Origin of the sequence: Gilvimarinus chinensis DSM 19667 (assembly GCF_000377745.1) — a bacterium.
Classification (GTDB): Bacteria; Pseudomonadota; Gammaproteobacteria; order Pseudomonadales; family Cellvibrionaceae; genus Gilvimarinus; species Gilvimarinus chinensis.
Map to the genome: position 1 here is coordinate 230,268 of NZ_KB898711.1, position 24,130 is coordinate 254,397.

General features: G+C 54.3%; 21 protein-coding genes and 1 pseudogene. 7 read left to right on the forward strand and 15 right to left on the reverse strand.

The annotated features are described in order from the left end of the window. The first annotated feature begins 54 nt into the window (after positions 1 to 54). From D568_RS0115760 to D568_RS0115785, 6 genes are all read left to right on the forward strand, one after another. A complete protein-coding gene (locus tag D568_RS0115760; protein ID WP_020210569.1) occupies positions 55 to 2,397 on the forward strand; it encodes an efflux RND transporter permease subunit in 2,343 nt (780 codons plus the stop codon). Further along, positions 2,394 to 3,200, forward strand: coding sequence for an outer membrane lipoprotein-sorting protein (locus D568_RS0115765; protein ID WP_020210570.1), 807 nt, complete (start codon positions 2,394 to 2,396; stop codon positions 3,198 to 3,200). Before D568_RS0115760 ends, D568_RS0115765 begins: the two co-directional genes overlap by 4 nt. After that, a complete protein-coding gene (locus D568_RS0115770) occupies positions 3,197 to 4,546 on the forward strand; it encodes a DUF1302 family protein (RefSeq protein ID WP_020210571.1) in 1,350 nt (449 codons plus the stop codon). Before D568_RS0115765 ends, D568_RS0115770 begins: the two co-directional genes overlap by 4 nt. Before the next feature lie 81 nt (positions 4,547 to 4,627). After that, positions 4,628 to 5,344 carry a TetR/AcrR family transcriptional regulator gene (locus D568_RS21215; protein WP_020210572.1) on the forward strand — a complete coding sequence of 239 codons (717 nt, stop codon included), beginning with the start codon at positions 4,628 to 4,630 and terminating at the stop codon, positions 5,342 to 5,344. Between the two features lie 45 nt (positions 5,345 to 5,389). After that, a complete protein-coding gene (locus D568_RS0115780) occupies positions 5,390 to 5,881 on the forward strand; it encodes a peptidylprolyl isomerase (protein ID WP_020210573.1) in 492 nt (163 codons plus the stop codon). A gap of 5 nt (positions 5,882 to 5,886) precedes the next feature. Next, a complete protein-coding gene (locus D568_RS0115785; protein WP_020210574.1) occupies positions 5,887 to 6,609 on the forward strand; it encodes a UDP-2,3-diacylglucosamine diphosphatase in 723 nt (240 codons plus the stop codon). A gap of 10 nt (positions 6,610 to 6,619) precedes the next feature. Here the strand turns inward: D568_RS0115785 and hemN are convergent, their stop codons facing one another. The 7 genes from hemN to D568_RS0115820 form a co-directional block, all read right to left on the reverse strand. Further along, positions 6,620 to 8,041 carry an oxygen-independent coproporphyrinogen III oxidase gene (gene hemN / locus D568_RS0115790; RefSeq protein WP_020210575.1) on the reverse strand — a complete coding sequence of 474 codons (1,422 nt, stop codon included), beginning with the start codon at positions 8,039 to 8,041 and terminating at the stop codon, positions 6,620 to 6,622. Positions 8,042 to 8,063: 22 nt separating this feature from the next. After that, positions 8,064 to 9,248, reverse strand: coding sequence for a patatin-like phospholipase family protein (locus D568_RS0115795; RefSeq protein WP_020210576.1), 1,185 nt, complete (start codon positions 9,246 to 9,248; stop codon positions 8,064 to 8,066). A gap of 23 nt (positions 9,249 to 9,271) precedes the next feature. Beyond that, entirely contained in the window at positions 9,272 to 10,876 is a 1,605-nt protein-coding gene (locus D568_RS0115800) for a long-chain-fatty-acid--CoA ligase (RefSeq protein ID WP_020210577.1), read from the reverse strand. A 78-nt stretch (positions 10,877 to 10,954) separates the two neighbouring features. Beyond that, a complete protein-coding gene (locus D568_RS20410) occupies positions 10,955 to 11,539 on the reverse strand; it encodes an NUDIX hydrolase (RefSeq protein ID WP_083915381.1) in 585 nt (194 codons plus the stop codon). Continuing rightward, positions 11,511 to 11,822, reverse strand: a complete 312-nt coding sequence (locus D568_RS0115810; protein ID WP_020210579.1) for a YqfO family protein — start codon at positions 11,820 to 11,822, stop codon at positions 11,511 to 11,513. The genes D568_RS20410 and D568_RS0115810 overlap by 29 nt, the downstream gene beginning before the upstream one ends. A gap of 76 nt (positions 11,823 to 11,898) precedes the next feature. Continuing rightward, positions 11,899 to 13,074 (reverse strand): phosphoglycerate dehydrogenase, encoded by a 1,176-nt coding sequence (locus tag D568_RS0115815; protein ID WP_020210580.1) that lies wholly within the window; start codon positions 13,072 to 13,074, stop codon positions 11,899 to 11,901. A 72-nt stretch (positions 13,075 to 13,146) separates the two neighbouring features. Further along, positions 13,147 to 14,262 (reverse strand): phosphoserine transaminase, encoded by a 1,116-nt coding sequence (locus D568_RS0115820; protein ID WP_020210581.1) that lies wholly within the window; start codon positions 14,260 to 14,262, stop codon positions 13,147 to 13,149. A 195-nt stretch (positions 14,263 to 14,457) separates the two neighbouring features. Between D568_RS0115820 and rrtA the strand changes: the two genes are divergently transcribed. Next, a complete protein-coding gene (gene rrtA, locus D568_RS21220; RefSeq protein WP_020210582.1) occupies positions 14,458 to 15,069 on the forward strand; it encodes a rhombosortase in 612 nt (203 codons plus the stop codon). On the opposite strand, the gene D568_RS0115830 is transcribed toward rrtA, so the two are convergent. From D568_RS0115830 to D568_RS0115870, 8 genes and pseudogenes are all read right to left on the reverse strand, one after another. Further along, the gene (locus D568_RS0115830) at positions 15,054 to 15,539 is read right to left on the reverse strand and encodes a regulatory protein RecX (RefSeq protein WP_020210583.1); all 486 of its coding nucleotides are present in this window, start codon (positions 15,537 to 15,539) and stop codon (positions 15,054 to 15,056) included. The genes rrtA and D568_RS0115830 overlap by 16 nt on opposite strands. Before the next feature lies 1 nt (position 15,540). Next, entirely contained in the window at positions 15,541 to 16,566 is a 1,026-nt protein-coding gene (gene recA / locus D568_RS0115835) for a recombinase RecA (protein WP_020210584.1), read from the reverse strand. Between the two features lie 163 nt (positions 16,567 to 16,729). Next, a complete protein-coding gene (locus D568_RS0115845; RefSeq protein WP_026287093.1) occupies positions 16,730 to 17,233 on the reverse strand; it encodes a CinA family protein in 504 nt (167 codons plus the stop codon). Between the two features lie 97 nt (positions 17,234 to 17,330). Beyond that, positions 17,331 to 19,520 (reverse strand): FdhF/YdeP family oxidoreductase, encoded by a 2,190-nt coding sequence (locus tag D568_RS0115850; RefSeq protein ID WP_020210586.1) that lies wholly within the window; start codon positions 19,518 to 19,520, stop codon positions 17,331 to 17,333. A gap of 102 nt (positions 19,521 to 19,622) precedes the next feature. Then, on the reverse strand, positions 19,623 to 22,004 hold the full coding sequence (locus D568_RS0115855) for a PVC-type heme-binding CxxCH protein (protein WP_020210587.1): 2,382 nt from the start codon (positions 22,002 to 22,004) through the stop codon (positions 19,623 to 19,625). A 2-nt stretch (positions 22,005 to 22,006) separates the two neighbouring features. Beyond that, positions 22,007 to 22,708, reverse strand: coding sequence for a 3-keto-disaccharide hydrolase (locus tag D568_RS0115860; protein WP_020210588.1), 702 nt, complete (start codon positions 22,706 to 22,708; stop codon positions 22,007 to 22,009). An 83-nt stretch (positions 22,709 to 22,791) separates the two neighbouring features. Then, on the reverse strand, positions 22,792 to 23,940 hold the full coding sequence (gene galK / locus D568_RS0115865; RefSeq protein WP_020210589.1) for a galactokinase: 1,149 nt from the start codon (positions 23,938 to 23,940) through the stop codon (positions 22,792 to 22,794). A 1-nt stretch (position 23,941) separates the two neighbouring features. Then, positions 23,942 to 24,130 (reverse strand): annotated as a pseudogene (locus tag D568_RS0115870) (galactose-1-phosphate uridylyltransferase); the annotation flags it as partial.

Below are 24,130 nucleotides of genomic sequence, written 5' to 3' on the forward strand. Positions count from 1 at the left end.
ACACCGTTAAGCGATCACCATCGTGGTCGCCACAAGGAAAAGGAGGTACACGACGTGCGCCGTTTTACTCAACTCTGGGCCACTGCCGTGGTCAGGGGCCGCTGGCTTGTGATGGCTCTGGCCCTCGCCGCGCTGGGCGCGTCCATCATCCCCATGGGCAATTTGTATTACGACAATGCCAACGAACGCTTTTTTGTCAAAGGCGACCCCAACCTCAAAGCGTTCAACCAGCTACTGGAGCGCTTTGGTGACATTGAATACCTCTCTGTAGGGGTTGTTGCGCCTGTAGGGCAAGACGTTTTTTCCGAATCCAGCCTGGCCGTCATCGACGAGTTAACGCGCTTTTTTGAGGAGCAGCCTCAAGTGACTCAGGTGCGCTCGTTAAGCAAGTACGAGTACACCCACTCCGAAGGCGCCATGATGGCCACCGACGATCTGCTTGAGGATATTAGCGACCCAGCCAGCCGGGCCGCTGCCCGAGAGATCATTCGCGAGCAACCGATGGCACTCGGCAGTCTGGTCACCGAGGATTTACAGCACACGCGGGTGGTCGCGCGCCTGCGCTATCAGGTAGGTAGCAACGAAAACAAAATGGCACTGATGGCGCAGCTGCGCCAACACCTTGAACAGGCGCAATACGCCGAGCGCGGCTTTGACTTGCGTCTTAGTGGCCAGCCGGTGTTTGACGAGCAGTTTGAGGTACTCACTAAACGCGACCAGAGCTGGATCAATCCCACCATGGCCGTGGTGATGATTGTGATTTTGTTTTTCAGCTTTCGCTCACTGACCGCCATGCTGCTGCCCTGGCTCGTTATTGGCACCAGTATCCTGTACGTCACGGGCATTCAGGGCGTCATGGTTTGGCCCCATTCCGTGGTGGAGTCGGCGCTGGTGCCGGCCTTGATTATTATCGGCATCGGCATTTCTATACACGTACTGGTGGAGTTTTACCACGCCCGGGCCGAGGGGCTTGAGCCGCAGGCGGCGGCGGAAAAAACCGTCACCCACTTATGGGTTCCGGCTTTTTACACCGCGCTGACCACCGCCGCCGGTTTTCTCGCGCTAGGAGTCACCGAGCTGCTGCCGGTCAAGCAGTTTGCCTGGCTGGGTGCCATTGGCGCAATGACACTTTTTACCGTGGCCCTGACGCTCCTGCCAGCGGTGCTGAGTTTTATTAAGCCTTTTTCAGCGCGCACACAGCAAGCGGTCAGCAGCGGCTTGATTGGGCGGCTGACCCAGCGGCTGCCAGAGCTTACGCGTCGTTACCAAAAGCCTCTGCTGCTCGGCGGCGCGGCGCTGCTGGCCATCAGTCTGGTGCTGGTGCCGCGGCTTGAAATCGACTCTAATTTCATTACCTATTTCAAAGCCGATAACCCGACGCGGCAGGATCTGGAGTATTTCGATCGTCAGTACAACGGCCTGCAGAATATTGATGTCATGATCGACAGCGGCAACGAAGGCGGCATTCACGACCCGGCCTTTTTACGCGAGGTGGATCAATTACAGCAGTGGCTCGAAGCGCTGCCGCAAACCGGCGCCGTTAACTCACTGGTGGACTTTCACAAAGAGATTAATCAGGCCCTGCACTACGATGAGCGCCAGTGGTACCAACTGCCCGAAGACCGGCAGATGGCCGCGCAGTTTCTTTTACTCTACGACAACACCGGCCCCGAGGAAGACCTCACCGACGTCAAGGATTTTTACGAGCGCTATGTGCGCCTGGCCGTGCCGGTCACCAATATGGCGGCGAGCGACACGCGCCAGCTGCTCGATACCATTGAACAACATCTGCGCCAGCAGCACCCTCAGTTGGCAGTGCAGCTGACCGGCTCACTGGCGATGTACAACGCTCAGGATATTTACATTAACAACGGCATGTCCCGTTCTTTTGCCATTGCTCTCGGCATTATTGGCCTGAGCTTTATCCTGCTGTTTCGCTCGGTCAAATACGGGCTGATTGCGCTGATACCGAGCGTCGTGCCCATACTCATCACCGGTGCCCTGCTGGTGGTGTTGGGCATTCCGCTCAACCTCGGCACCATGATCGTTGGCGCCATGACCATGGGCATTGCCGTGGATGACGCCATTCACGTAATGAACCGCTACCTCAGCGCCAAGCGCGCCGGGTACACCACCGACCAGGCCGTCGTTCGCGCCATGAACGAGTCGGGCCGCGCGGTGATATTCACCTCCATTGTTCTGGTTAGCGGTTTTAGCGTCATGCTGCTGGGCTCGTTTATTCCCTACATTTACACCGGCCTGTTCGCCGCCACCATTATGGCGCTGGCCCTGCTGGGCGACCTGCTCTTTTTACCCGCGCTGCTGTTCTGGATTGACGGTAAAGGCACAGCCCCCCTTGCCGTTCACAAACCACTCACCGAGGAGTTGTCATCATGAAATCGCTGATCATTACTGCATTGATTTTCGCGGCGTTTAGCGCGCCGATGAACGCTGAAACTTTAACGGCGCGGGACATCGTCGAGAAAATGGACACCCGCTACACAGGCGATTCTTCGCGCTCAGACGCACAACTGATACTGATTGACCGCAAAGGCCGCGAGCGAGTGCGCGATATTCGTCTCTACACCCTGGAAAACGACGAAGTGGAAAAATCCATTTCCTTTTTTCTGTCGCCCACAGATGTGGCCGGCACCACCTACATGAACTACGACTACGAAGACGGTCGCGACGATGACTCCTGGCTCTATCTGCCCGCGCTCAAACAAGTGCGCCGCGTAGCCGCTGGTGATCGGTCAGGCTCGTTTATGGGCAGCGACTTTACCTACTCGGACATTAACGGCGTCAACACCGACTGGTACCACTACGAACTGCTCGATGACAATGCCAACGTGGACGGCGCCGACACCTGGCTGATTGAGTCCACCCCCAAAACCGAATTCGCCGACAAAGTCTCCAGCGAAACCGGCTATAAAAAATCCCACCTGTGGATACGCAAAGACAACTTTGTTCAGGTACAGGGAAAAATCTGGCTCGAGCGCGGCGGGCGCATGAAATACTTCAGCGCGACACAGCTGGAGCTGATCGACGACATCTGGACGCCCATGCGTTTGCAAATGGTGAGCGTGCGCGGAGGAGAAAAAGAACACGCCAGTGTCTTTCAATTCAGCAATACGGTGTACAACGAACACACCAACGAAGCCCTGTTTACCACCCAGAGCATGCAGCGTGGTATTCAATGAAGCCGCTTGGTATCACTCTTTTTGCTCTGGCGGCCACCCAGATTGTACCGGTACAGGCAGAGGATTTTTTCTCCAGCGTTACGACCAGCGCACCTCGCGGGCTGAACCTGCAAAGCCCCTGGAGCCACCGGGCCTGGCTGCAGCAAAAAACCGGCTACGGCTGGCACACACCGGCGGTGGCAGTGAGCCGCGACCAAGCAGCGCTCACACGCACCGAAACCCAGCTGTTCGGTGAACTCGGCTGGCGCGAGGGGCAATGGCGAGCCCAGCTGTCGGGCTCGCTGGTACACGACTGGCTGCCAGATCTCGAGCGCGCAGGAGTCTGGTCCGCTTACGAGTTTAACGCTGAACAAATCCACCAACGCCGCTGGCGGCTCGAGTTAGCGGACAGCTTTGTCTCCTGGGAGGGCGACGACTGGTGGCTTAAGGCCGGCTATCAAACCCTGCCCTGGGGTGAAGCCGAATCTCTCAAGATCACCGATGTACTGGCCCGACGCGACCAGCGCTGGCCGGGCCAGGAGGATCTGGAAAAGCTGCGCCTGCCGGTAGCCTCGGTGCGAATCAGCTGGCAAAACCGCCTGGATCTGGTCACCCTGATTGAGCCACTGCCGGACCGACTACCCGCCGCCTACGACGAGTTTGACCCTTACCTCGCGCTGCGAACCGGCGAGCCCACGCAAGACCCGGCGCTGATTCGACAGTCGGATTCCAACCCCGGCTTTGCCCTGCGCTACCGCCACCACTGGCAGGGTATGGACGCCCAACTGATGCTGGCCGATGTAACCAGTTACGAGCTGGCGCCCACGGGCATCGACGACACCGGCGCCCAACCGCAGGTTTTTCTCGAGCCCTGGCGTCAACAAGTCGCGGGCTTAGGCCTGCAGGCGGTGCGCGGTAACCTGCTGCTGCGCAGCGAACAGGCCTGGCACCACAATACCAAAGTCGCCCAGGCCAACCCTTTGGCCCCCTGGCGCAGCATCGACCAATGGCGAGGCATGCTCGGCGCCGACTACAGCGGCATTAACAACCTGACCCTGACCGCCGAGCTAAGCTGGCTGTACATTCACCACTGGGACTCGAACTTAGACGGTAAACGCTGGCAACCGGGCGCATCGGCGCGCGCCAGCTACAACCTCTACAACGAGCGCCTGACTCTGCAAGCCTTTGCCATGATGATCACGGGCAACCAGGGCTCACTGATCCGGCTGTCCGCCGACTGGGCGGTCTCTGATGAGTTCAGCATTGGCATCACTGCCATCGAATACGACGGCCATGATCCGCAAGCGCTGATTTACCCCTATCGGCATAACGACACCTTACTGGTGACCCTGCGCTGGGGACTGTAGCAGATCGCCGGGCCCCTGCCGGTTCAGCAAACCACTGGCAACCCGCATCTGGTAAACTGGCCCTTTTTGCTGGAAGGCGCTATGGCGAAAGACTCCTCCAAAGCCGGGTCGGGCAATCAACCCGCCCCCACCAAAAACCGCTACCATCACGGCAACCTGCGCGAGTCGCTGCTCGATGCGGCCCTCGCCTACCTGAAAACCGACACCCTGGATAACCTCAGCCTGCGCTCGCTGGCCAAAACCGTGGGCGTCAGCGCCACAGCGGTTTACAGCCATTTTGCCGACAAAACCGACCTGCTGATCGACTTGCGCACGCTGGGATTTCGCCTGCTCACCGAGCACCTGACCCGGGCACTTGAGGCGCAACCTGACAGCAGCGGCGAAATAAAAGTGCGCCTGCTCGGTCACGCCTATATGAGCTTCGCCGCCGAAAATCCCAACCTGTTCGACAATCTGTTTTCCTGGGCACCGGAGCGCGAGCGCATAAAATCCGAGTGCATTGAAGCGGGTATTGATAGCGTTGATTTGCTGCGCAACGCCATTTTGCAGTTGTTTCGCGACAACAACCTGCCCACAGGTGACTATCAAAGCTCGGTGGCAACCCTCAGCGCCTGGTCGTTAGTACACGGCCTGACCATGTTGATAAAAACCGGCAGCATTGAAGGCGCGGTTTACTGCGGTCACTGGCCCGATACCTTCTCGGCCGCACACCCCAAGGCCCAAGAGCGGGCTTTTGATCACTTATTGACCATAGAAATTGAAGGCCTGAAAGCAGCGGTGGCCAAACTCACCCCCTGACCGTATCATTACGCCTTTTTGCCAAAGCACAACCGAGGAATGCCCATGATTACCCTGCACACCAACTACGGCGATATTGCCCTAGAGCTGGATTTTGACAATGCCCCCAACACCGCCGCCAACTTTAAAGAATACGCCGAAAGCGGTTTCTACAATGGCACCATTTTTCACCGCGTTATCGACGGCTTTATGATTCAGGGCGGCGGCATGGATGAAAACATGCAACAAAAAGAAACCCGCGCCGCCATCGAGAACGAAGCGGATAACGGCCTGAAAAACGACCAAGGCACCGTAGCCATGGCTCGCACCAACGATCCACACAGTGCTACCGCCCAGTTCTTTATCAACGTTAAAGACAACGACTTTTTGAACCACAGCGGCAAAAACGCCCAGGGCTGGGGTTACTGCGTGTTCGGTAAAGTGACCAACGGTATGGACGTGGTAGAAAAAATCAAAAACGTTCCTACCGGCAGCCGCGGCTTCCACCAAGACGTACCGGTTGATGCGGTTATTATCGAAAAGGTCACTGTTGCTTAAACCCTATGGCAACACAGTTTATTTCTGACCTACACCTGCACGCCTCACGCCCCGAGGCGGCGCAGGCGTTCTACCGGTTTCTTGAGCAGCACGCTCAAAACATCGACGCCCTATACATATTGGGCGATTTTTTCGATGCCTGGATCGGTGACGATGACGATGACCCGTTTATCAAAGAGGTTGCCGCACAGCTTAGCGCCACCGCTGCCAGTGGCACGCCCATTTGGCTGATGCACGGTAACCGGGATTTTTTAATCGGCGAAGATTTTGCCCGCCGCGCCGGCCTTACTTTATTGCCCGACCCCACTCTGATTAATTTGTACGGCCGCCCCACCGTGTTGCTGCACGGTGACAGCCTTTGCACAAAAGACGCCGAGTATATGGCACTGCGTCAGCAACTGCGCTCGACACAATGGCAGGCACAAATTCTCGCGCAGCCGCTTCCTGTTAGAAGAGCCCTGGCCGCTGAGCTGCGCAGTAAAAGCAAAACCATGAACAGCTCAAAGGCCGAAGACATTATGGATGTCACCCCGGATGCGGTGACAGAATTAATGCAGGAGCAAGACGTCACTTTAATGATTCACGGCCACACACACCGCCCTGCACGCCACGCGCTTGATTTACCCAAAGGCCCTGGCGAAAGGATTGTGCTGGGGGACTGGCACGATCACGGCTGGAGCTTATACGCCGACGACGAAGCATTAGAGCTGCGGCACTGGAAAATTTAAATCGCGCCGCCTAAATAACTTTTGAATAGCGATGGGCATCAGGCTTATCGCGCTTCAGGTACACATCAAAAACCATCGCCAGGCGACGGATCAGCAGCTTACCCACCTCGGTTGCCACAACATGGCTATCGCTAAGTGTCACTAAACCCTGGCTTTGCAAAGCCCTTAGTTCGTCCAACTCAGCCGAAAAATATTCGCCAGGTGCAATGGCAAAGCGCTTCGCCAAGGCCTGCAAATTTAACCGGTAATGACACATTAGCTCATTGATTATCCAGCGGCGTATTTCATCATCGCGGTTTAACGCCACACCGCGCTCTACCGGCAGCGTCCAATCTGACAACGCCTGCTGATACTCTTTGATGGATTTACTGTTCTGCCAATAAGCCTTCCCCACTGAACTTATTGAAGACACGCCCAAACCCAATAAATCATAATCGCGCCCTGTTGCATAACCCTGGAAGTTGCGCTGCAAACGGCCTTCACGCTGCGCCCTGACCAGGTCATCGTCAGCCAGGGCAAAATGATCCATCCCAATATGAACGTAGCCCACTGCCTTAAGCCGCTCCATCGCAAAGCTGAATATTTGCAGCTTCGCCTCGGCCGCCGGTAAATCTACCGAGTGAATCAAGCGCTGACTTTTTATTTTTGCGGGCATGTGCGCATAGCTGAACAAGCTGAGTCGATTGGGACGCAACTCAATAACGCTGTCTAAGGTTTGCGCAAAAGTTGCCAGAGTCTGATGGGGCAAACCGTAAATTAAATCCATATTAATGGATTGAAAACCACCGCTTCGCGCACGCGCCACCAAAGCACGAACCTCTGCCTCACTGTTATAGCGATTAACCGCCGCCTGTACCTGTGGGTTGAAATCCTGCACGCCAATACTTAAGCGGTTAAAACCCAGGCGGCTTAAAACATCGAGGGTCTCTGGCGATGTTTGCCCCGGATGCACTTCAACGGCACGCTCACTAAGGCCATCCTCTATCACATTAAAGTTCTGCCGCGTGATGTCCATTAAACGCTGCATTTGCGTGTGGCTTAAATAGGTTGGCGTACCGCCACCCCAGTGCAGCTGACGCACCTCGCGGCCTGCCCCCAGAAGTTCGCGGTAAAGCGCCATTTCACGCTCTACATGCTTCAGGTAAACATCCACCCGCTGCCGGTTTTGAGTGACAACCTTATTGCAGCCACAGTAGTAGCAGAGACTTTGGCAAAAAGGCAGATGGATATACAACGACAGTGCTTTTTGCTGGCGCTGGTTTTGCACCAACGCATTCAGTAAAGGTGCTATGGAGAAATCATCGCGAAACTGTAACGCCGTAGGATAAGACGTATAGCGAGGCCCGGATAAATCATATCGCCCCACTAAATCGCGCCAGTTATGCGTGGCCTGGTTGAGTTCGCAAACCTGCGTGGATGTATCTGCCATCATAGTTAACCCTCTTGAAGGTTAACTATACGCCGCCGATAGGTTCTGCCTTTTGATGTGAATCAAGCCTGGACTCAGCAAAGAATTGGTTTATTGCGCTCGCCTCCCACATGGTGTCCTGATAACCGAGCTCAATCAGCTCGGTGATAAACGGGTTGGCAAACAATAAATAACTGGCCGCCGTGGCACCGCCACCTTTGGCAGTAGCACCGGTAGCGCGCAAAAAATAACGCACACTCGCGGGTAAGTAACGCACCTTGCGCCCGGCAATAGCGTCCACGGCTTTGCTGGGGGATACCACCAGGCTCTGTACAGGCCGTAAGCCAATGCCTTCGGCCTCTAGCTGCTCGGGTGGGATCAATTTCAGCAGCCGGTTAAGACGCTCCATGTGCTCGATGTCGTTTTCCAAAGCATCAATAAACGCGCTGTTTAACAAGTGACCAACTATTTGCGCCATAGAAGGCGAATGGCGCACTGGTACACGTTTACCCCAGTGTTTGGGGTTTCGGTTGCCACTCACACCAATCACAAACAGCGAGTCGGCCCCCAAGTGAAGCGCCGGGCTTAATGGAGCCAGTTGACGCAAGGCGCCATCACCAAAATACTCACGATTGATGCGCACCGTTGGGAAGATGGTGGGAATCGCTGAGGAGGCAAGTAAATGCTCTAAACGAATAGGAGCAGCGACACCTTCGCGGCGAAAGCGACGCCAGCCGGTGAGTTCGGCATCGCCCTGAAAAAAACTGACCGATCGGCCCGAGGTGTACCCCATGGCCGTAATGCTTACGGCACGCAACTTTTTCGCGTGAATGTTTTTTTCTATATTGGAGAATTGGATTTTATCCGCTAACAGCTCCCACAAGGGGCCATTATCAAGCATGGACAAGGGGCGGTGACGGCCAATGCCGTCGTTAAACAAGGACAATCCCAGCCGGCTTAGACTCTTGCCGATATCCCACCAGCCATGTCGGTATACCTGACCCACAGACAGCTGCAACCACAGCGCCGATAAATGATGGACCGCCTGACGGAAATTGCCCGGATGCGCTGCGAGCGCAATGGCATTAATCGCACCTGCCGAGGTACCGCAGATAATAGGGAATGGGTTTTCAACACCTTCAGGTAAAATGTCGGCAATGGCCTGTAAGACGCCAACCTGATAAGCGGCGCGGGCGCCACCGCCGGATAACACTAACGCTGTTTGGCCCAATGACGCCACCTTTACTGCAATTATTATTCTTTAAGTTTACGTCGCAACACTTTGCCCACATTGGTTTTTGGCAACTCATCACGAAACTCAACGCTGCTGGGCACTTTATAGGCGGTGAGCGACTGACGGGCAAAATCTCGCACATCCTGTTCGCTCAGGTTGGGGTTACTGACCACCACAAAGGCTTTTACCAACTCGCCGCTTTCTTCGTCATCAGTGCCTACGACGGCCGCTTCGACAATATCCGGATGTGCGGTCAGGGCATCTTCCACCTCGTTGGGGAACACCTTAAACCCCGAGACATTGATCATGTCTTTTTTCCGATCGACAATTTTAACGTAACCTTCTGCGTCTATGACGGCGATATCGCCGGTTTTTAACCAGCCGTCATCGGTGAGTATTTCTTTTGTCGCGTCCTCTCGGTGCCAGTAGCCTTTCATTACTTGAGGGCCACGAACACACAGCTCACCGGCCTCGCCTACTGGCAAATCCGAGCCATCTTCGTCGATGGATTTCACTTCGGTTTGCGGCACGGGTAAACCCACCGTACCCAGCTTTATTCCCGAGCGCGGATTAATACACACCACAGGCGAGGTTTCGGTTAAACCGTACCCCTCGCACACCGGAGTGCCGGTCACCTCTTCCCAGCGCTTGGCCGCATCATGAGTGAGCGCCATGCCGCCAGAAGAGGATAAGCGCATGTGTGAAAAATCCAGATTGCGGAAGTCTTCGTTGCGGCACAGAGCATTGAACAAGGTATTTAACCCAACAAAACAGGAAAACGGCTTACCTTTTAACTCTTTAACAAAACCCGGAATATCCCTTGGGTTGGGAATCAGAAGGTTTTCATTACCCAATGAAAACGCACACATGCAATGAATGGTGTAGGCGTAAATGTGATAAAGAGGCAGGGGTGCGACGAATAAATCCTGATTTTTGCGAAAGCAGTCCTGCATGTGCAGGTTAACCTGCAGCATGTTCGCTACCAGGTTTTTGTGAGTGAGCATCGCCCCCTTGGCAACCCCGGTGGTGCCACCGGTGTATTGCAAAACCGCCACATCGTCTGGCGTAGCAGTGTAATTGTTAGGTGCTTGATTTGCAGCCTTAATAACCTGAGTAAAAGGCTCCGATTTGGCAAACGAAAAATCCGGCACCATTTTTTTAATATGCTTAACCACAAAATTAACCAGAGTCCGCTTTAACGGCGGGTGCAAGTCAGCAAGCTCGGTGACAATGACATGCTTTACGTCCGTCTCATCGATAACCTCGGCAGCGGCAGCGGCCACATTTGCCAGTACCACCAAGGCTTTGGCACCCGAGTCGGTCAGCTGGTGCTTAAGCTCAGAGGCGGTATAGAGCGGGTTGGTGTTCACCACGACCATACCGGCGCGGATTGCCCCGAATACCACTACCGGGTACTGCAACACATTGGGAAGCTGTACCGCGATACGATCGCCAGGTTCAAGGGATGTACACTGCTGTAAATAGGCCGCAAATTGTCCGCTTAGGCGTTCCACATCGCGGAATGTGAGGGTGTGCCCAAGGCAGGTAAATGCGGGGCTGTCAGAGAACTCTTCACAGGCTTCAGTAAATACATCGACAATGGTGCGATTGCAGTCCAGAGTCATACCGCTCTCTCCTTTTTGTACTTATTGATGTACCAGATCATAACGTAAGTCACGCCCTTGCAGGTATATATTCTGAGCTTAGCAGATAAGCGATGACAGATATGCGATTATCGCCGCCGTCAGCCCCCAAATGGTATGTCCCTGAGATTCAAACACAGGCACGGTTACTGTGGTTGCGCCGCGGGCAAAGGTGTCATGGCGCACCGCGCACTCAGGCTGCAGCTGACGTAAAGGAACGTGAAAAATCAAATCTAGCTCGGCCGGGTCTGGGGTAAGTCGCACCGGCTCACAGACCAAGCCCACCACTGGCGTCACTCTGACACCACGGCGAGTTTGAAAAGCGGGCATTCGCCCAAGCAGGCGTACCGCATCGGATGCCAGCCCTGTTTCTTCGAAGGCTTCACGCAGCGCCGTGTGGGCGAGGTTTTTATCTTCCGCCTCCCACATGCCACCGGCAAAGGCAATTTCGCCTGGGTGGTGCTGTAAATGTTGGGCGCGGCGGGTAAGAATAAGCTCGGGCTCACCGGCCGTGGTATCAATAGCCACCAGCACCGCTGCCTCACCTCGTGCAGGCGGCTCGGTGCGGCCAAAGGCTGCTGGCAATAACTGACTGGATAGATGAGACCAGAGCGCCTCAGACATCGGCAAGGCGCCAGATATCATACGCCGGCTCTTCAAACGGGTGGGCTTTTAGCAGCGCCAGCTTCGCGGCTTTGATGTGTTCGTCAGCGCACACAAGCTCAACGCGCCATTCTGGATCGCGGCTCAACTTGCCCTGGCTGCCACTGAAAGGATCGCTGCCTTCAAGGGGCCGAAACTGCCCCTGCCCCAACACCTGCCAGCAGCATTGATCGTACTGGCCAATGTACCCGGCACCGGCCGCAAACACGGCTTGCTTTACCGGCTCGAGGTGACTGTCAGGCACAAAGAAAACGAATTTGTACATAAACGCCTCCGTCTGGGGTCGGAGGTCGGATGTCAAACGCAAGGGGCGTCCAACATCCGCCATGGACTTACGAGATTTAAATAACCCGTACCGAAATCACATGCTCAACCGCTTTGATCGCGGTAACCACATCCTCGGAGGGATTTTGCTCTACATCGATAATGTTATAGGCAATTTCACCACGGCTCTTATTGACCATGTCGATAACATTAACGTTGTTGTCCGCCAATACCGACAGCACATGGCCCAATACGCCTGATACATTCTCATTGCAAAAGGTAATGCGCGAGCTATCGCTGCCGGCGCGCTCCATCTGTACCGCCGGGAAATTCACCGAATTTTTAATGTTACCGTTTTGCAGATAATCCATCAGCTGATCGGCCGCCATAATCGCGCAGTTCTCTTCGGCCTCAGCGGTGCTGGCACCAATGTGCGGCATGGCGTAAACATCGTCGCGGTTGAGCAAAATGGGCTCGGGGAAATCGCAGATGTACATGCGCAACTGTTTGGCATCCAGGCTTGCGACAACAGCCTCGGCATCCACAATCGCTTCGCGGGCAAAGTTAAGCAGCACCGCACCGGTTTTCACGGATTTTAACGACTCTTCGTTGATCAGGTGATGCGTCGCCTCAATAGCGGGCACGTGCAAGGTCACGTAATCGCAGCGAGACAGTAAAGACTGCAGGTTTTCCGCGCGCATTACCTGGCTTGGCAAGCGCCAGGCAGCCTCAACAGACAGAGCCGGGTCATAACCCACGACATTCATGCCCAGCGCCAAGGCCATTTCCGCCACCAGTGAACCAATAGCCCCAAGGCCAACCACCCCGAGGGTTTTACCCATCAACTCGCTGCCCGCAAACTGTGACTTCTGTTTTTCCATCAGCTTGCTCATTTCACCGGCGTCGGTCATATCGGTCAGCGAATTGGACCAGTTCATACCGGGAATAATACCGCGTGATGCCAACAGCATTCCGGTCAGCACCAGCTCTTTTACCGCGTTGGCATTGGCGCCAGGAGCGTTAAATACCACCACACCTTTTTTGCTGTAGTCTTCCACCGGCACATTGTTGGTACCGGCACCGGCGCGGGCCACGGCTTTTACGGATGCAGGCAGAGCTTCATCGTGCAGCTTATGACTGCGCAAAATATAACCATCTGGGTTATTGATATCGCTGGCCACTTCGTACTGAGCGCGGTCAAAACGGTCGAGCCCCTTCACAGAAATTTTGTTGTAGGTCTTGATCTTGTACATGTTGATTTCCCAGTGTTTTAAACAAAAGCGCGCTCTAAAGAGCGCGCTAAACGGATTACTTGGTGTGCGCTATCAGGCGGTAACCTGCTCGTACGCCCAGCTTAACCAGGGCAGCAACGCTTTAAGGTCGGCCGTTTCAACCGTAGCGCCGCACCAAATGCGTAAGCCCGGAGGCGCATCGCGGTAAGCGCCGATGTCATAGGCGACACCTTCGGTATCCAGTAACTTCACCATGGCTTTAACTTGCTCGGGCGTCGCGTCGAGCTTAAAGCACACGCTGGTGTTTGAACGGGTGGCCTTGTCGGCGGCAAGAAACTCAATCCAGTTGTTCTCGGCCACAAACGTTTCCAGCACCTCGAGGTTCGCTTCGCTGCGCTTAATGGTTTCGGCCACACCGCCAATGGATTCAACCCAGTTCAGGGCGTCCAGGTAATCGGCCACGCAGAGCATCGATGGGGTATTGATGGTGGCGCCTTCAAAGATGCCCTCCACCAGCTTGCCGCCTTTGGTCATGCGAAACAGCTTAGGCATAGGCCATGGTGGCTCGTAGCTTTCCAGACGCTCTACCGCGCGTGGGCCCAAAATCAATACACCGTGAGCGCCTTCGCCGCCCAGCACCTTTTGCCAGCTGAAGGTTACAACGTCCAGCTTCTCCCAGGGCAGATCCATGGCGAACACGGCAGAGGTTGCATCGCAGATGGTCAGCCCCTCACGATCATCCGCGATCCAGTCGCCGTTTGGCACCATCACACCTGAGGTCGTGCCATTCCAGGTAAAGATAACGTCGTGATCAAAGTTCACTTTGCCAAGGTCTGGCAACTCGCCGTAGTCCGCTTCCAAAGCGGTAACATTATCCAGCTTCAACTGTTTTGTGATATCGGTAAGCCAACCCTTACCAAAAGACTCCCACTGCAACACATCCACCGGACGCTGACCCAGCATGGACCACATGGCCATCTCTACCGCGCCAGTATCCGAACCCGCCACGATACCCACACGGTAACCTTCGGGCAGACCCAACAACTGCTTGGTTTGCTCACAGGCTTTACCCAGAGCATTTTTACCAATGCTCGAGCGGTGCGAACGGCCGAGGGTAGACACATCCAGATTATTGACGTCGTAGCCCGGACGCTTGCTGCAGGGGCCGGATGAAAAGTTGGGGTTTTGCGGTTTTACCGAAGGTTGCATGGCATTCCTCTGAACAGTCCAGTAAGGGTGCACTACATAAGCGCCGAATGCGCTGCGTAGGTTAAAAATCGGGCGCTGATTATGCCAGCTGACGGCGATTCGGTCTATGGTGCGCCACGGGGCAATTTGTACCAAACACCGACAACCGCAACTCTGACAGTGCTCTGTCAGTCATTTGGGTTATAGTAACTCCCCATGAGACACTTGGCCCACCACGTATTTATTGCTCTTATACTGGCGCTGCCCTTGCTATTGCTGGGGTGGAATGCCGAGCACATCAATCCTCTGCTGGAGTACCAACGTGCGGCCGTGGATGAGCACCAACCATGGCGTTTACTGACAGCCCATATCGTCCACTTGAATTTTATTCACGCGGTTATGAACGCCGCAGCTCTGTTGTTAATTTTGTTTTGGACCGGGGCCGAGCGCCAACCACTGTCCATTGGCATCGCCGCACTTGGTTGTGGCTTAGTAATCAGCACCTGCCTTTATATATGGCAACCCCAGGTGACTTACTACGTCGGGTTATCGGGCGTGCTGCATGGGCTGTTGGTGTTTTTGCTCGCACCTGTGTGCACCCGCAACGACCCTGTAGGCTGGGCGGTTATTTTCGCCTTAGGCGTCAAGCTTTGTTACGAGCGGATTATTCCCGGCGGCCACAGTGCTACCGAGGTATTGATTGCCGGGCCCGTGTTGTCGGTCGCGCACTTATACGGGGCATTGGCGGGCGTGGGGCTGTCGTTTATTTGGATACTCAGCGAAAAGCTCGCGGGGCTGTTGAAACCTAACGCTCAGCGCTCAAACTGACAAAAAATATGATCGGGACGGAACCCCCGATACTGCAAATACCGCACTTGGCGGGCTTTTTCTTTCGCATCGGCAGGCGCAGTAGAAAACTTCCGGGCAAGGACTTCCGCCGCCAACTCCATCCAATCCACCTCACACTCATCCAAGGCCTGCTCAATTTGCACGCTGGCCACGCCCTTTTGGCGTAACTCGTGGGCAATTCGAATGGGGCCGCGACCACTGCTGACTGAACTGCGGATAAACATTTCCGTAAAACGCGTGTCATCCAAATACCCCAAGTCAGACAGCCAATCGAGGGTTTCCTCAATTAATTCGGGGGTGTTTAGCTGCGAGGCGGAATGAAAACGCTGATTCAACTTTTGCGCTAATTCAGCTCTGGCGTGCTCTCGACGGGTTAACGAAGCGAGCGCGCTATTGCGCACTCGCTCTCGGATTTGCTCGGGGCTTTCGGCATCCATGTCTTTAGCCACCTCAGGCCTCTTCTTCCTCGGTGGCCTCAGCGGGTTTTACCGTACCCAGTAACTCGCCGCGAACCCGACCTTCAAGCTCTTGGGCAATGTCCGGGTTTTCTTGCAAAAACTTCATCACATTGTTTTTACCCTGGCCAATTTTGTCGCCATTGTAGCTGTACCAGGCACCGGCTTTATCCACCATACCCAGTTTCACACCATAGTCGACAACCTCGCCCATGCGATTAATGCCCTGGCCGTACAGAATCTGAAACTCGGTTTGCTTAAAGGGTGGTGCTACTTTGTTTTTAACCACTTTCACTCGAGTTTCCGAGCCAATCACTTCATCACCTTCTTTCACTGCACCTATACGGCGAATATCCAAGCGTACAGACGAGTAGAATTTCAGTGCGTTACCGCCTGTAGTCGTTTCGGGATTGCCGAACATCACGCCGATTTTCATCCGAATCTGGTTAATAAAAATCACCAGGCAGTTGGCATTTTTGATATTGCCGGTGATTTTACGCAGTGCCTGCGACATTAAACGCGCTTGCAAACCCACGTGGTGGTCGCCCATCTCGCCTTCAATTTCGGCCTTAGGGGTCAGCGCCGCTACCGAGTCCACCACCAGCACGTCTACAGCTCCAGAGCGCACCAGCATGTCTGAAACCTCCAGCGCTTGCTCGCCGGTATCCGGCTGGGAGATGATCAAATCGTCAACATTTACGCCCAGCTTTTCGGCGTAAATGGGGTCCAGTGCGTGCTCGGCATCAATAAAGGCGCAGTTGCCACCGGCGCGCTGAGCTTCAGCGATTACCTGCAAAGTCAACGTCGTTTTACCGGACGACTCTGGGCCATAAATTTCAACAATACGACCTTTAGGCAAGCCACCTATGCCCAAGGCGACGTCCAGCCCCAGTGAACCTGTAGAAATAGCGGGAATGGCGACATGTTCACGGTCGCCCATACGCATGACCGTGCCTTTACCGAACTGGCGCTCAATTTGACCCAGTGCTGCCTGCAAAGCCTTTTCTTTATTTGCGTCCATAATCACCTCAACTGAAAAAACGAAAATTTGCTGTTTTTTTGCTCAATGCGCCACAACGATTTCAACCGCACATCAGCTTTTGGATTCAGCATACAGGAAAAACCTGTATATGAAAACAGTACTATGAATTTATACAGTAGTAGAGTGTTAACTGCCCTGCCACTTAATGCTTACAGAGTTTGATCAGCTCTTGCAGCGCAGTCACACAGGCCTGAGCGCGGACCTGCTGGCGATCACCCTGGTAAACATAGCACTCAGACACCAGTTTATCGCCGGGCCCAGCCCAGGCGAGCCAAACCGTGCCCACGGGTTTATCGCGACTGCCCCCATCGGGCCCGGCAATACCGCTTACGGCAACGGCCAAGTCGGCCCCGCTGTGTACTCTGGCACCCTCGGCCATCTGCTCAACAACCACCCGGCTGACGGCGCCATGCTCATCCAGCGCGGTCTGCTGCACGCCCAGCAACTTTACCTTGGCACTGTTGGAATAGGTTAACCACCCCATTTCAAACCAACCAGAGCTGCCCGGCACCTCGGTAATGGCGGCGCCGATCAAACCGCCCGTACACGACTCAGCGGTACTGACTCGCCACCCTTTCTCAGCCAGGCAGGCACCCAGTTCTCGGGTCAGGTGTAAACGGGTTAACTCCGTATCTTTGCTCGTCACAATGGCCTCCTGTTGACCGTCTGTTGCGGGCATTTTAGAAGCGTCTGAAATAAAGCGATAGCCCGCACGCGAATGCGGCGGGCTTGAGGGGGGGGGATTACTCTGGGCGAAGCGATACCGCTACCGACTTAAAGGCGGGGGTTTTACTGCGGGGGTCATGCTCGGTGCCGATTAATACATTCGCTTCCGGGTAATAAGCCATCAGACTGCCCGAAGGCAGATCGAAAGGCACCACTTCAAGATTTTGCATTTTTCCATACCGTGAAACCAAGGTCACTTTGTCACCTTTTGCCAGGCTAAGCGCCTGACAATCATGGTGAGACACCAGCACACTCCAGCGGTGCACCGTACCGCGATAACTGTCGGACTCTTCGTAAATAATGGAATTGAATTGCCCCTCACTGCGAATACTGGCCAAGCTAAATGGATAGTCGCTATCTTTTGTTGTTTGTACTTGATGAAGCTTAAAATTGGCCCGCTGATGTTGGGTGTTGAAAACCGGCTCATGCATGACGCGGTTTTGCACCGAAAACTCTTGTTTTGTATCACCAATAGCGGCGAGCTTAGACATACCCGGTATGGTCGCCGCAATCGCTTTGCGAACCTTATCGTGCTTTTTAAACGCACCAAAGTCCAGTACGCCATCGGGCAAAAGCTGTTCGCCAAGCTGCGCCAGTACGGTGACTTCAGAGCGCACATTGGTTAATCGGGTAATACCGCCATCGCTTAAGCGCACGTAATTAAACATGGACTCTTGAGTGGTGCTTTCAGGCTCTTCATCACGGGCACACACGGGCAAGATCAGCGCTTCGCTGTTTTCCATACCGTTAAAGTGACCGCGGTTTAACGTGGTGGTTAAGTACAACTTAAAACCGACGTTATCCAAAGCCCGACGGGCAAACTCTGTGTCTGGTGTGGCGGCGAATAAATTGCCCCCCATGATGAGCGCGTTGTGCATTTGCCCCGCCTCGGCAGCGCGCAGACAAGCCAGCGTATCCATCCCCTGCTGGCGTGGCAGACTAACCCTTAAATGCTGCTCCATGGCCTGCAACACATCATCGGCCAACACGGGCTTAACCCCGATGGTACCAATACCCTGAACGTTACTGTGCCCTCGCAGCGGCAACAAACCCGCGCCGGGTTTACCAATCATGCCTCGCAGCAAAGCTAAATTGGCGATAGCTTCAACGTTATCGACGCCATTAAGGTGATGAGTGATGCCCATGCCCCAGGCAAAAATAACCTTATCGGCTCGAGCATAATCGTCCGCCAGGGCGCGAATATCGCTTTCACCGATACCGCACTGGCGAGATAAATCCGCAAGGCTCAGATCATTCAGATAGGCCTCGTACTCAGCAAAGCCCTGAGTATAATTCGCAACAAACGACCCATTGACACCATCGCTTTCCACAATCACTTTTGCAACCGCCGTTAACAGCGCCAGGTCAGAGCCAATGTGAGGCTGCAAAAATGTAGACGCAATCTCGGTGCCCCCCACCAACATGGATTTTGGGCTTTTGGGCACGGCAAATTTCACCAAACCCGGCTCTTTTGCCGGGTTAATAACCATTACCTTTCCCCCGCGATCGCGACAATTTTTCAACTGATGAATAAAACGCGGATGGTTAGACGCCGGGTTGGCACCAATCACAAACACCATATCCGCCAGCGCTAAATCTTCCAGCTGCACTGTCGCGGTACCGGTACCTACCGTGCCCTGCAAGCCCACCCCCGTCGCCTGGTGGCAATAGTAAGAGCAATTGGTCACATTGTTACTGCCGTACAATCGCGCCATCAGCTGCAACAAAAAGCCCGCCTCATTCGAGGAGCGACCCGACGCGTAAAAGAAACTTTGCTCGGCGGGCTGTTCGCGAAAACGCGCAGCGGCCATGCTTAACGCATCATCCCAACTGATGGGTTGATACTTATTGCTGCCCGCGGCTTTATACACAGGCGTATTCAAACGGCCCATGGTTTCCAGCTCGCGGTCGCTCAACTCGTTAAATTCGGCCAGCGTATGATCGAAAAGCTCGGCGGGAATGGGTGGCTGAATATCGGTGGACTGTGCCTGAATACTCTTATTGCACACAGACGGAAATTCGTCTTTCTCGTTGGTCATTCCGCCGCGCTGCCCACCCATGCCCAAACCACAGGCTTTACAGGCGTTATGACTTTTCAGGGCTTTGGCCGAATCGAGCAGACCGATTCGTTTGATCGTTTGCAAAGTGTAAAGAACTTTTTTCGGCCCACCGCCGACGATTTTTACCGGGGTTTTATTCGCGCTCACCTGAACCTCTCATACCACTCGCGATGACATTATGTACAAATCAGTTCGTCAGTGTACGCCGAAAGTATGAAAGGCAACATCCGTCAAATACCCCAAGCGGACTTATAGCTCACGCTCGGTGTAGGGCGTGTTGCGCGACGCGGTAGCGCTCCGGGTATTGGCAATGTCCTCGGCGGTGAAAACGCTGTCGGGGCTGACGGAATTACCCCAGCTATTGCGAATGTAAACGGCAATAGCGGCCAAATCGCCATCGCTCATATCCTCACGGGTGGCGAAGCCCGGCATCACCGCTGCGGTGTTCCAGTATTCCTGCCCCACCCAAATCGGACCACGCAGTCCATGCAACAACACCTTCGCCAGTTTTTCTTTGTTAGCCAACCACTGGCTTCCCCAGAATGTGGGGCCTAAACCCGGCACACCTTTGCCATGCGCACCATGGCATCCCGCGCACGCGGCGCGACCGTGATACAGAGCTTTGCCCGCATCATAGAATGCCTGACCAGAGGCGGTGAGATTCTCGCGGTTGCTGGCATCTTGGCGTTTTTTACCCAAGCCAGCCAAGATGTCCATTATTTCCTGATCTGGATATTGGCCATCAATACTGGCTAAAAACGCCTTGGACTCGGCGCCTAACCCACTGATGACGGCTTCACGAACGTAAGGCAATTGGCGATACTGATCCAGTACGTATCGCGACACCTTATGCCCGCCATCAACGGCCGCCACCGAGATCGCCGCCTGCAGCGCTTGCGGATAACCTGTTTTCGCCAGTGTCAGCAACAGATTTTTGTACGCTTTGTGATCTTTTGCGGGTAAGGCTTCCCCCACCGCTGCAGCCGTCATAGCAACTTGAGGGCTGGGCGCTTCGATAAACCGCTTTACCGTGGCTAAATCAACAGCGTTCAAACCATAAAGCGTCCACAGCAATGAGGTCTGGGCGTAGGCTTGCGCCATATCGCTGGGGTCGCTTTTCATTAACAATTTGCGAATGTCAGAGGCAGTATTTACAGCCTGAGTTTGCACCAGCAATCGTCGAGCTGTATCTCTGTGCCATGCATTTTTATGCGTGAGCAAGGGCACCAGATCCTTATCGCTGAGTTCGAGCAAGTTCGCAATGGGCGCAAGCGTTCTCTCTTGCCAGCGCAGGCGGTAAATACGCCCCATAGTGTTATTGTTTTCATCCAGTTTGCGGTCTTTTATTTGCTCGGCCAAATAGCTGGTAAGAAAATCTTTATGCTGCAAAATACCGTGGTACATATCCACAATGTACACACTGCCATCGGGTGCATTGGCCAATGCGACAGGACGGAAACGTTCATCGGTGCTTGCCAATAACTCTTGTTGATCAAACAAATTTTCGCCATTCAGCTCGCCATGGCCTTCAATGATTTGTCGCGCACTGATTAAGTTAGCCGCAGGCTCAGGGGTAAGCCCTGCACCGTAAAAACGTGCAGGAAGATTGCTACCGCGGTAAACCACACTGGCGCTAGCAGCGGTAAAATTCACCAGTTTACCTTTGTTGTCGCCGTCGCTAATTAACACGCCGTCCATGTAACCGCGATTCACGCCAGGAGTCATTCTCGCGGGGTACACGCGATTATCGCCAATACTGTGAGCGGGCATATCGGGCCAGAAACCGGGGTTTCTTAACAATGATCCTGGCAGTAAATATTCACCATGAATGGGAGAGCTGTTGCCATTGTGATACAACCGGCCATAGTCGTCGTGAGTAATACCCCACTGACCGCGATAATCGGTGGCGGCGCGCACCAGTTTCCAATAACGATTACGGTAAATTTCTTCCGCACCCGCTGGCACCTCGGCCTGCAGCGATAAGGTTTTGTAACGTTGATCGCTTTTGGCGTTGTAATACCAGCCATCCATGTTATAAAGCATGCCGTTTGCTTTGTGCTCAACACTGCCGCTTTGCGCGTAGGAAGGGTCAACTTTGTCGTGTACCCCCAAACGAATGTTTCCGTCCTGCCGTAACACTTCGGCAAAGTACAACGAGTTGTGATCCGCATAAAATATGCCGCCGTGTACGACACTCACTGTGCGGGGCAACAGTAAGTTATCAAGCAACACCTGTCTGCGGTCGACCTTGCCGTCACCATCCGTGTCTTCCAGTAACGCAATACTACCTTTTGCTTGCATCTCTCCTGTGCCACGTACATCCGGCATGTACGTCGTCATTTCGGCAACCCATATACCGCCTTTCGCGTCAAACGCTATCGCCACGGGGCTGAACACTTGCGGCTCATTCGCTACCACGTCGATGGTAAAGCCAGGTTGTAGCAGAAAGCTCTTAACCGCTTGCTCAGGTGACAACACCGGCGCGGGCGGTATATCACTTTTAGCCACCACATCCACCATTTTGTGGCCATCGCGGTCACCGTTAAAACTCTGAGCAACGACGGCGGTTGCCGCGCCAAGCAACAACTTGGCGAGTAACAACGCGGCGAATACGCCCTTTATTTTTATCATGTTTACAGCTCGCGGATTTTAATATGGCGAAACTTTGCGGTGTTGCGAGTATCACCGCTTTGCGCAAAGCTGGTGCTACCGTGGTGCTGAATACCAATAAAGCCTTCACTGAGATGGGTGTCTTTTACGTGAGTAGTCAGCACGCCATTAACCCATATTTTGATCACTGGGCCTTCAGCGCGAATTTTATAGTGATTCCATTCCCCGTTTTTAAACGCCGCCGATTTTTCATCGGTCCACTCGGGAGAGTAGTTTTGCTTCAAATGTTCACCAGGGTTGGAGCGTTCATCGTGCAGCGGAAATAACCACTGGCGCTTGGTTGCCTGCTCATACAGGCCGCCGCTCCAGCGCCGCTCACTGGGGTCCACCTCGGCCTGATAGCCGTAGGCGTACTGGCTGTTTATGTCATCCGAATAAGCCGTTTGCGCACGAAAAATAATGCCGGAGTTTACATATTCATCCTGCAACTGCGGCACCTTGACGTCTAGCTCCAACTCAAAATCGCTGTAGCGCTTTTTGGTGAGTAAAAACCAGTTATCTGTGGACAGTAGGTGAATCTCGCTGCCCAGCCAGTGGGCTTCGCCAAAGGATGAAACGTTCATCCATAAATTGGCGTTTGCGCCAATATCCGTTGGTTCATCGGCTGCCATGGTATAGGCACAGGGAAAGACAAGTGTGCCGAGTAGAGACAATATTTTTATCATTAGAAGCTCCTATAAAAAAGCCGATTCAGGCTACCCCAAACCGGCTTCAAATCCCATTATTGTTAAGCGCCAAAAACAAAACCTTACGTTAATATAGCCCGCGCACCGTCTTTTGCTTTGCAGTGATATACGTTGGGCTCTTTGGCAAACTTCTCGGCATATTTTGCTTTAACCTCTGCCTCAATGGCATGCGCTTTATCGTTGGGCACCAAAGCCACCACGCAGCCACCAAAGCCGCCACCGGTCATACGTACACCGCCATCGTTATCCAGCTGAGCATCAACCGTCTCTACGATAAAATCGATCTCCGGCACGGTAACTTCAAAGTCATCGCGCATGGATAAGTGCGAGTCGTGCATGGTTTGATACACCCTTGGCATATCGCCCGCTTTAAGCGCTTCGGCGCAGCTGAGGGTGCGTACATTTTCGGTCAACACGTGTCGTGCACGGCGATAGGCCAGGTCATCCAGCTGCGCACGATTTTGCTTTAACGCTTCCAGGGTCGCATCGCGCAAGCTGTTAACCCCCATAATACGGGCGGCGCGCTCACAGTCGGCGCGGCGGTCATTGTACTCACTGCCCACCAAATTGCGTTCCACCCGCGAATCGATGATGAGAATATCCAAGTGATCCGGGATGGTGACCAAATCAAAGGACAAATCGCGGCAATCCAACAGCAGCGCGTGGCCGTCTTTCCCTCCGGCCGAGGCCAGTTGATCCATAATGCCGCAGCTACAACCGGCAAAATCGTTTTCAGCCGATTGCGCAATGCGGGCAAGGTCGCTGACGGTCAAACCCAGATCGTTGATGTCGCTTAAGGCCTTGGCAAAGGCAACCGATAAAGACGCCGACGAGCTAAGGCCAGCACCGCGGGGCACATTGCCTTCGATGTAGACATCCAGGCCTTTTAACGTGTGGCCCTGAGCCAATAATATGGCGCACACGCCGCGCAGGTAATTGGACCACAGGCAGGCTTCGTCAGTGGTTACATCAGCATTGAGGGTCCATTCGTTGAACTCGTCACCAAAGTTACCGGCACAAACCCGTATGACGTTGTCACCGCGCACCGAGGTGGCCACGTAGGTGCCAAACTCCAGCGCACAGGGAAACACAAAGCCGTCGTTGTAGTCGGTGTGTTCGCCAATCAAATTGACCCGCCCTGGGGCGAAGTACAAGCCGGTGGCATTTTTGCTGAAAACCGATACAAAACGGTCAGTGATCTGCTGTTGCATGTCAGTCGTTCTCTAAATAGTGCTGAGTGCTGCAGGCGCGCAAACGTTCGGCGGCCTGCTCTGGGGTGATATCGCGCTGGGCTTCGGCCAGCATTTCGTACCCCACCATAAATTTCTTGACGCTGGCACTGCGCAGCAAGGGCGGAAAGAAGCTCGCGTGCAGTTGCCAGTGGTCATTTGGCTCGCCATT

What these genes read in the sequence shown, in the direction of transcription:
- D568_RS0115815 (WP_020210580.1), bottom strand. Translation starts at nt 13,074, where the DNA reads ATGTACAAGATCAAGACCTACAACAAAATTTCTGTGAAGGGGCTCGAC.
- D568_RS0115860 (WP_020210588.1), bottom strand. Translation starts at nt 22,708, where the DNA reads ATGATAAAAATATTGTCTCTACTCGGCACACTTGTCTTTCCCTGTGCC.
- D568_RS21215 (WP_020210572.1), top strand. Translation starts at nt 4,628, where the DNA reads ATGGCGAAAGACTCCTCCAAAGCCGGGTCGGGCAATCAACCCGCCCCC.
- D568_RS0115800 (WP_020210577.1), bottom strand. Translation starts at nt 10,876, where the DNA reads ATGACTCTGGACTGCAATCGCACCATTGTCGATGTATTTACTGAAGCC.
- hemN (WP_020210575.1), bottom strand. Translation starts at nt 8,041, where the DNA reads ATGATGGCAGATACATCCACGCAGGTTTGCGAACTCAACCAGGCCACG.
- D568_RS0115855 (WP_020210587.1), bottom strand. Translation starts at nt 22,004, where the DNA reads ATGATAAAAATAAAGGGCGTATTCGCCGCGTTGTTACTCGCCAAGTTG.
- D568_RS0115785 (WP_020210574.1), top strand. Translation starts at nt 5,887, where the DNA reads ATGGCAACACAGTTTATTTCTGACCTACACCTGCACGCCTCACGCCCC.
- rrtA (WP_020210582.1), top strand. Translation starts at nt 14,458, where the DNA reads ATGAGACACTTGGCCCACCACGTATTTATTGCTCTTATACTGGCGCTG.
- D568_RS0115780 (WP_020210573.1), top strand. Translation starts at nt 5,390, where the DNA reads ATGATTACCCTGCACACCAACTACGGCGATATTGCCCTAGAGCTGGAT.
- D568_RS0115810 (WP_020210579.1), bottom strand. Translation starts at nt 11,822, where the DNA reads ATGTACAAATTCGTTTTCTTTGTGCCTGACAGTCACCTCGAGCCGGTA.
- D568_RS0115765 (WP_020210570.1), top strand. Translation starts at nt 2,394, where the DNA reads ATGAAATCGCTGATCATTACTGCATTGATTTTCGCGGCGTTTAGCGCG.
- recA (WP_020210584.1), bottom strand. Translation starts at nt 16,566, where the DNA reads ATGGACGCAAATAAAGAAAAGGCTTTGCAGGCAGCACTGGGTCAAATT.
- D568_RS20410 (WP_083915381.1), bottom strand. Translation starts at nt 11,539, where the DNA reads ATGATATCTGGCGCCTTGCCGATGTCTGAGGCGCTCTGGTCTCATCTA.
- D568_RS0115770 (WP_020210571.1), top strand. Translation starts at nt 3,197, where the DNA reads ATGAAGCCGCTTGGTATCACTCTTTTTGCTCTGGCGGCCACCCAGATT.
- D568_RS0115820 (WP_020210581.1), bottom strand. Translation starts at nt 14,262, where the DNA reads ATGCAACCTTCGGTAAAACCGCAAAACCCCAACTTTTCATCCGGCCCC.
- galK (WP_020210589.1), bottom strand. Translation starts at nt 23,940, where the DNA reads ATGCAACAGCAGATCACTGACCGTTTTGTATCGGTTTTCAGCAAAAAT.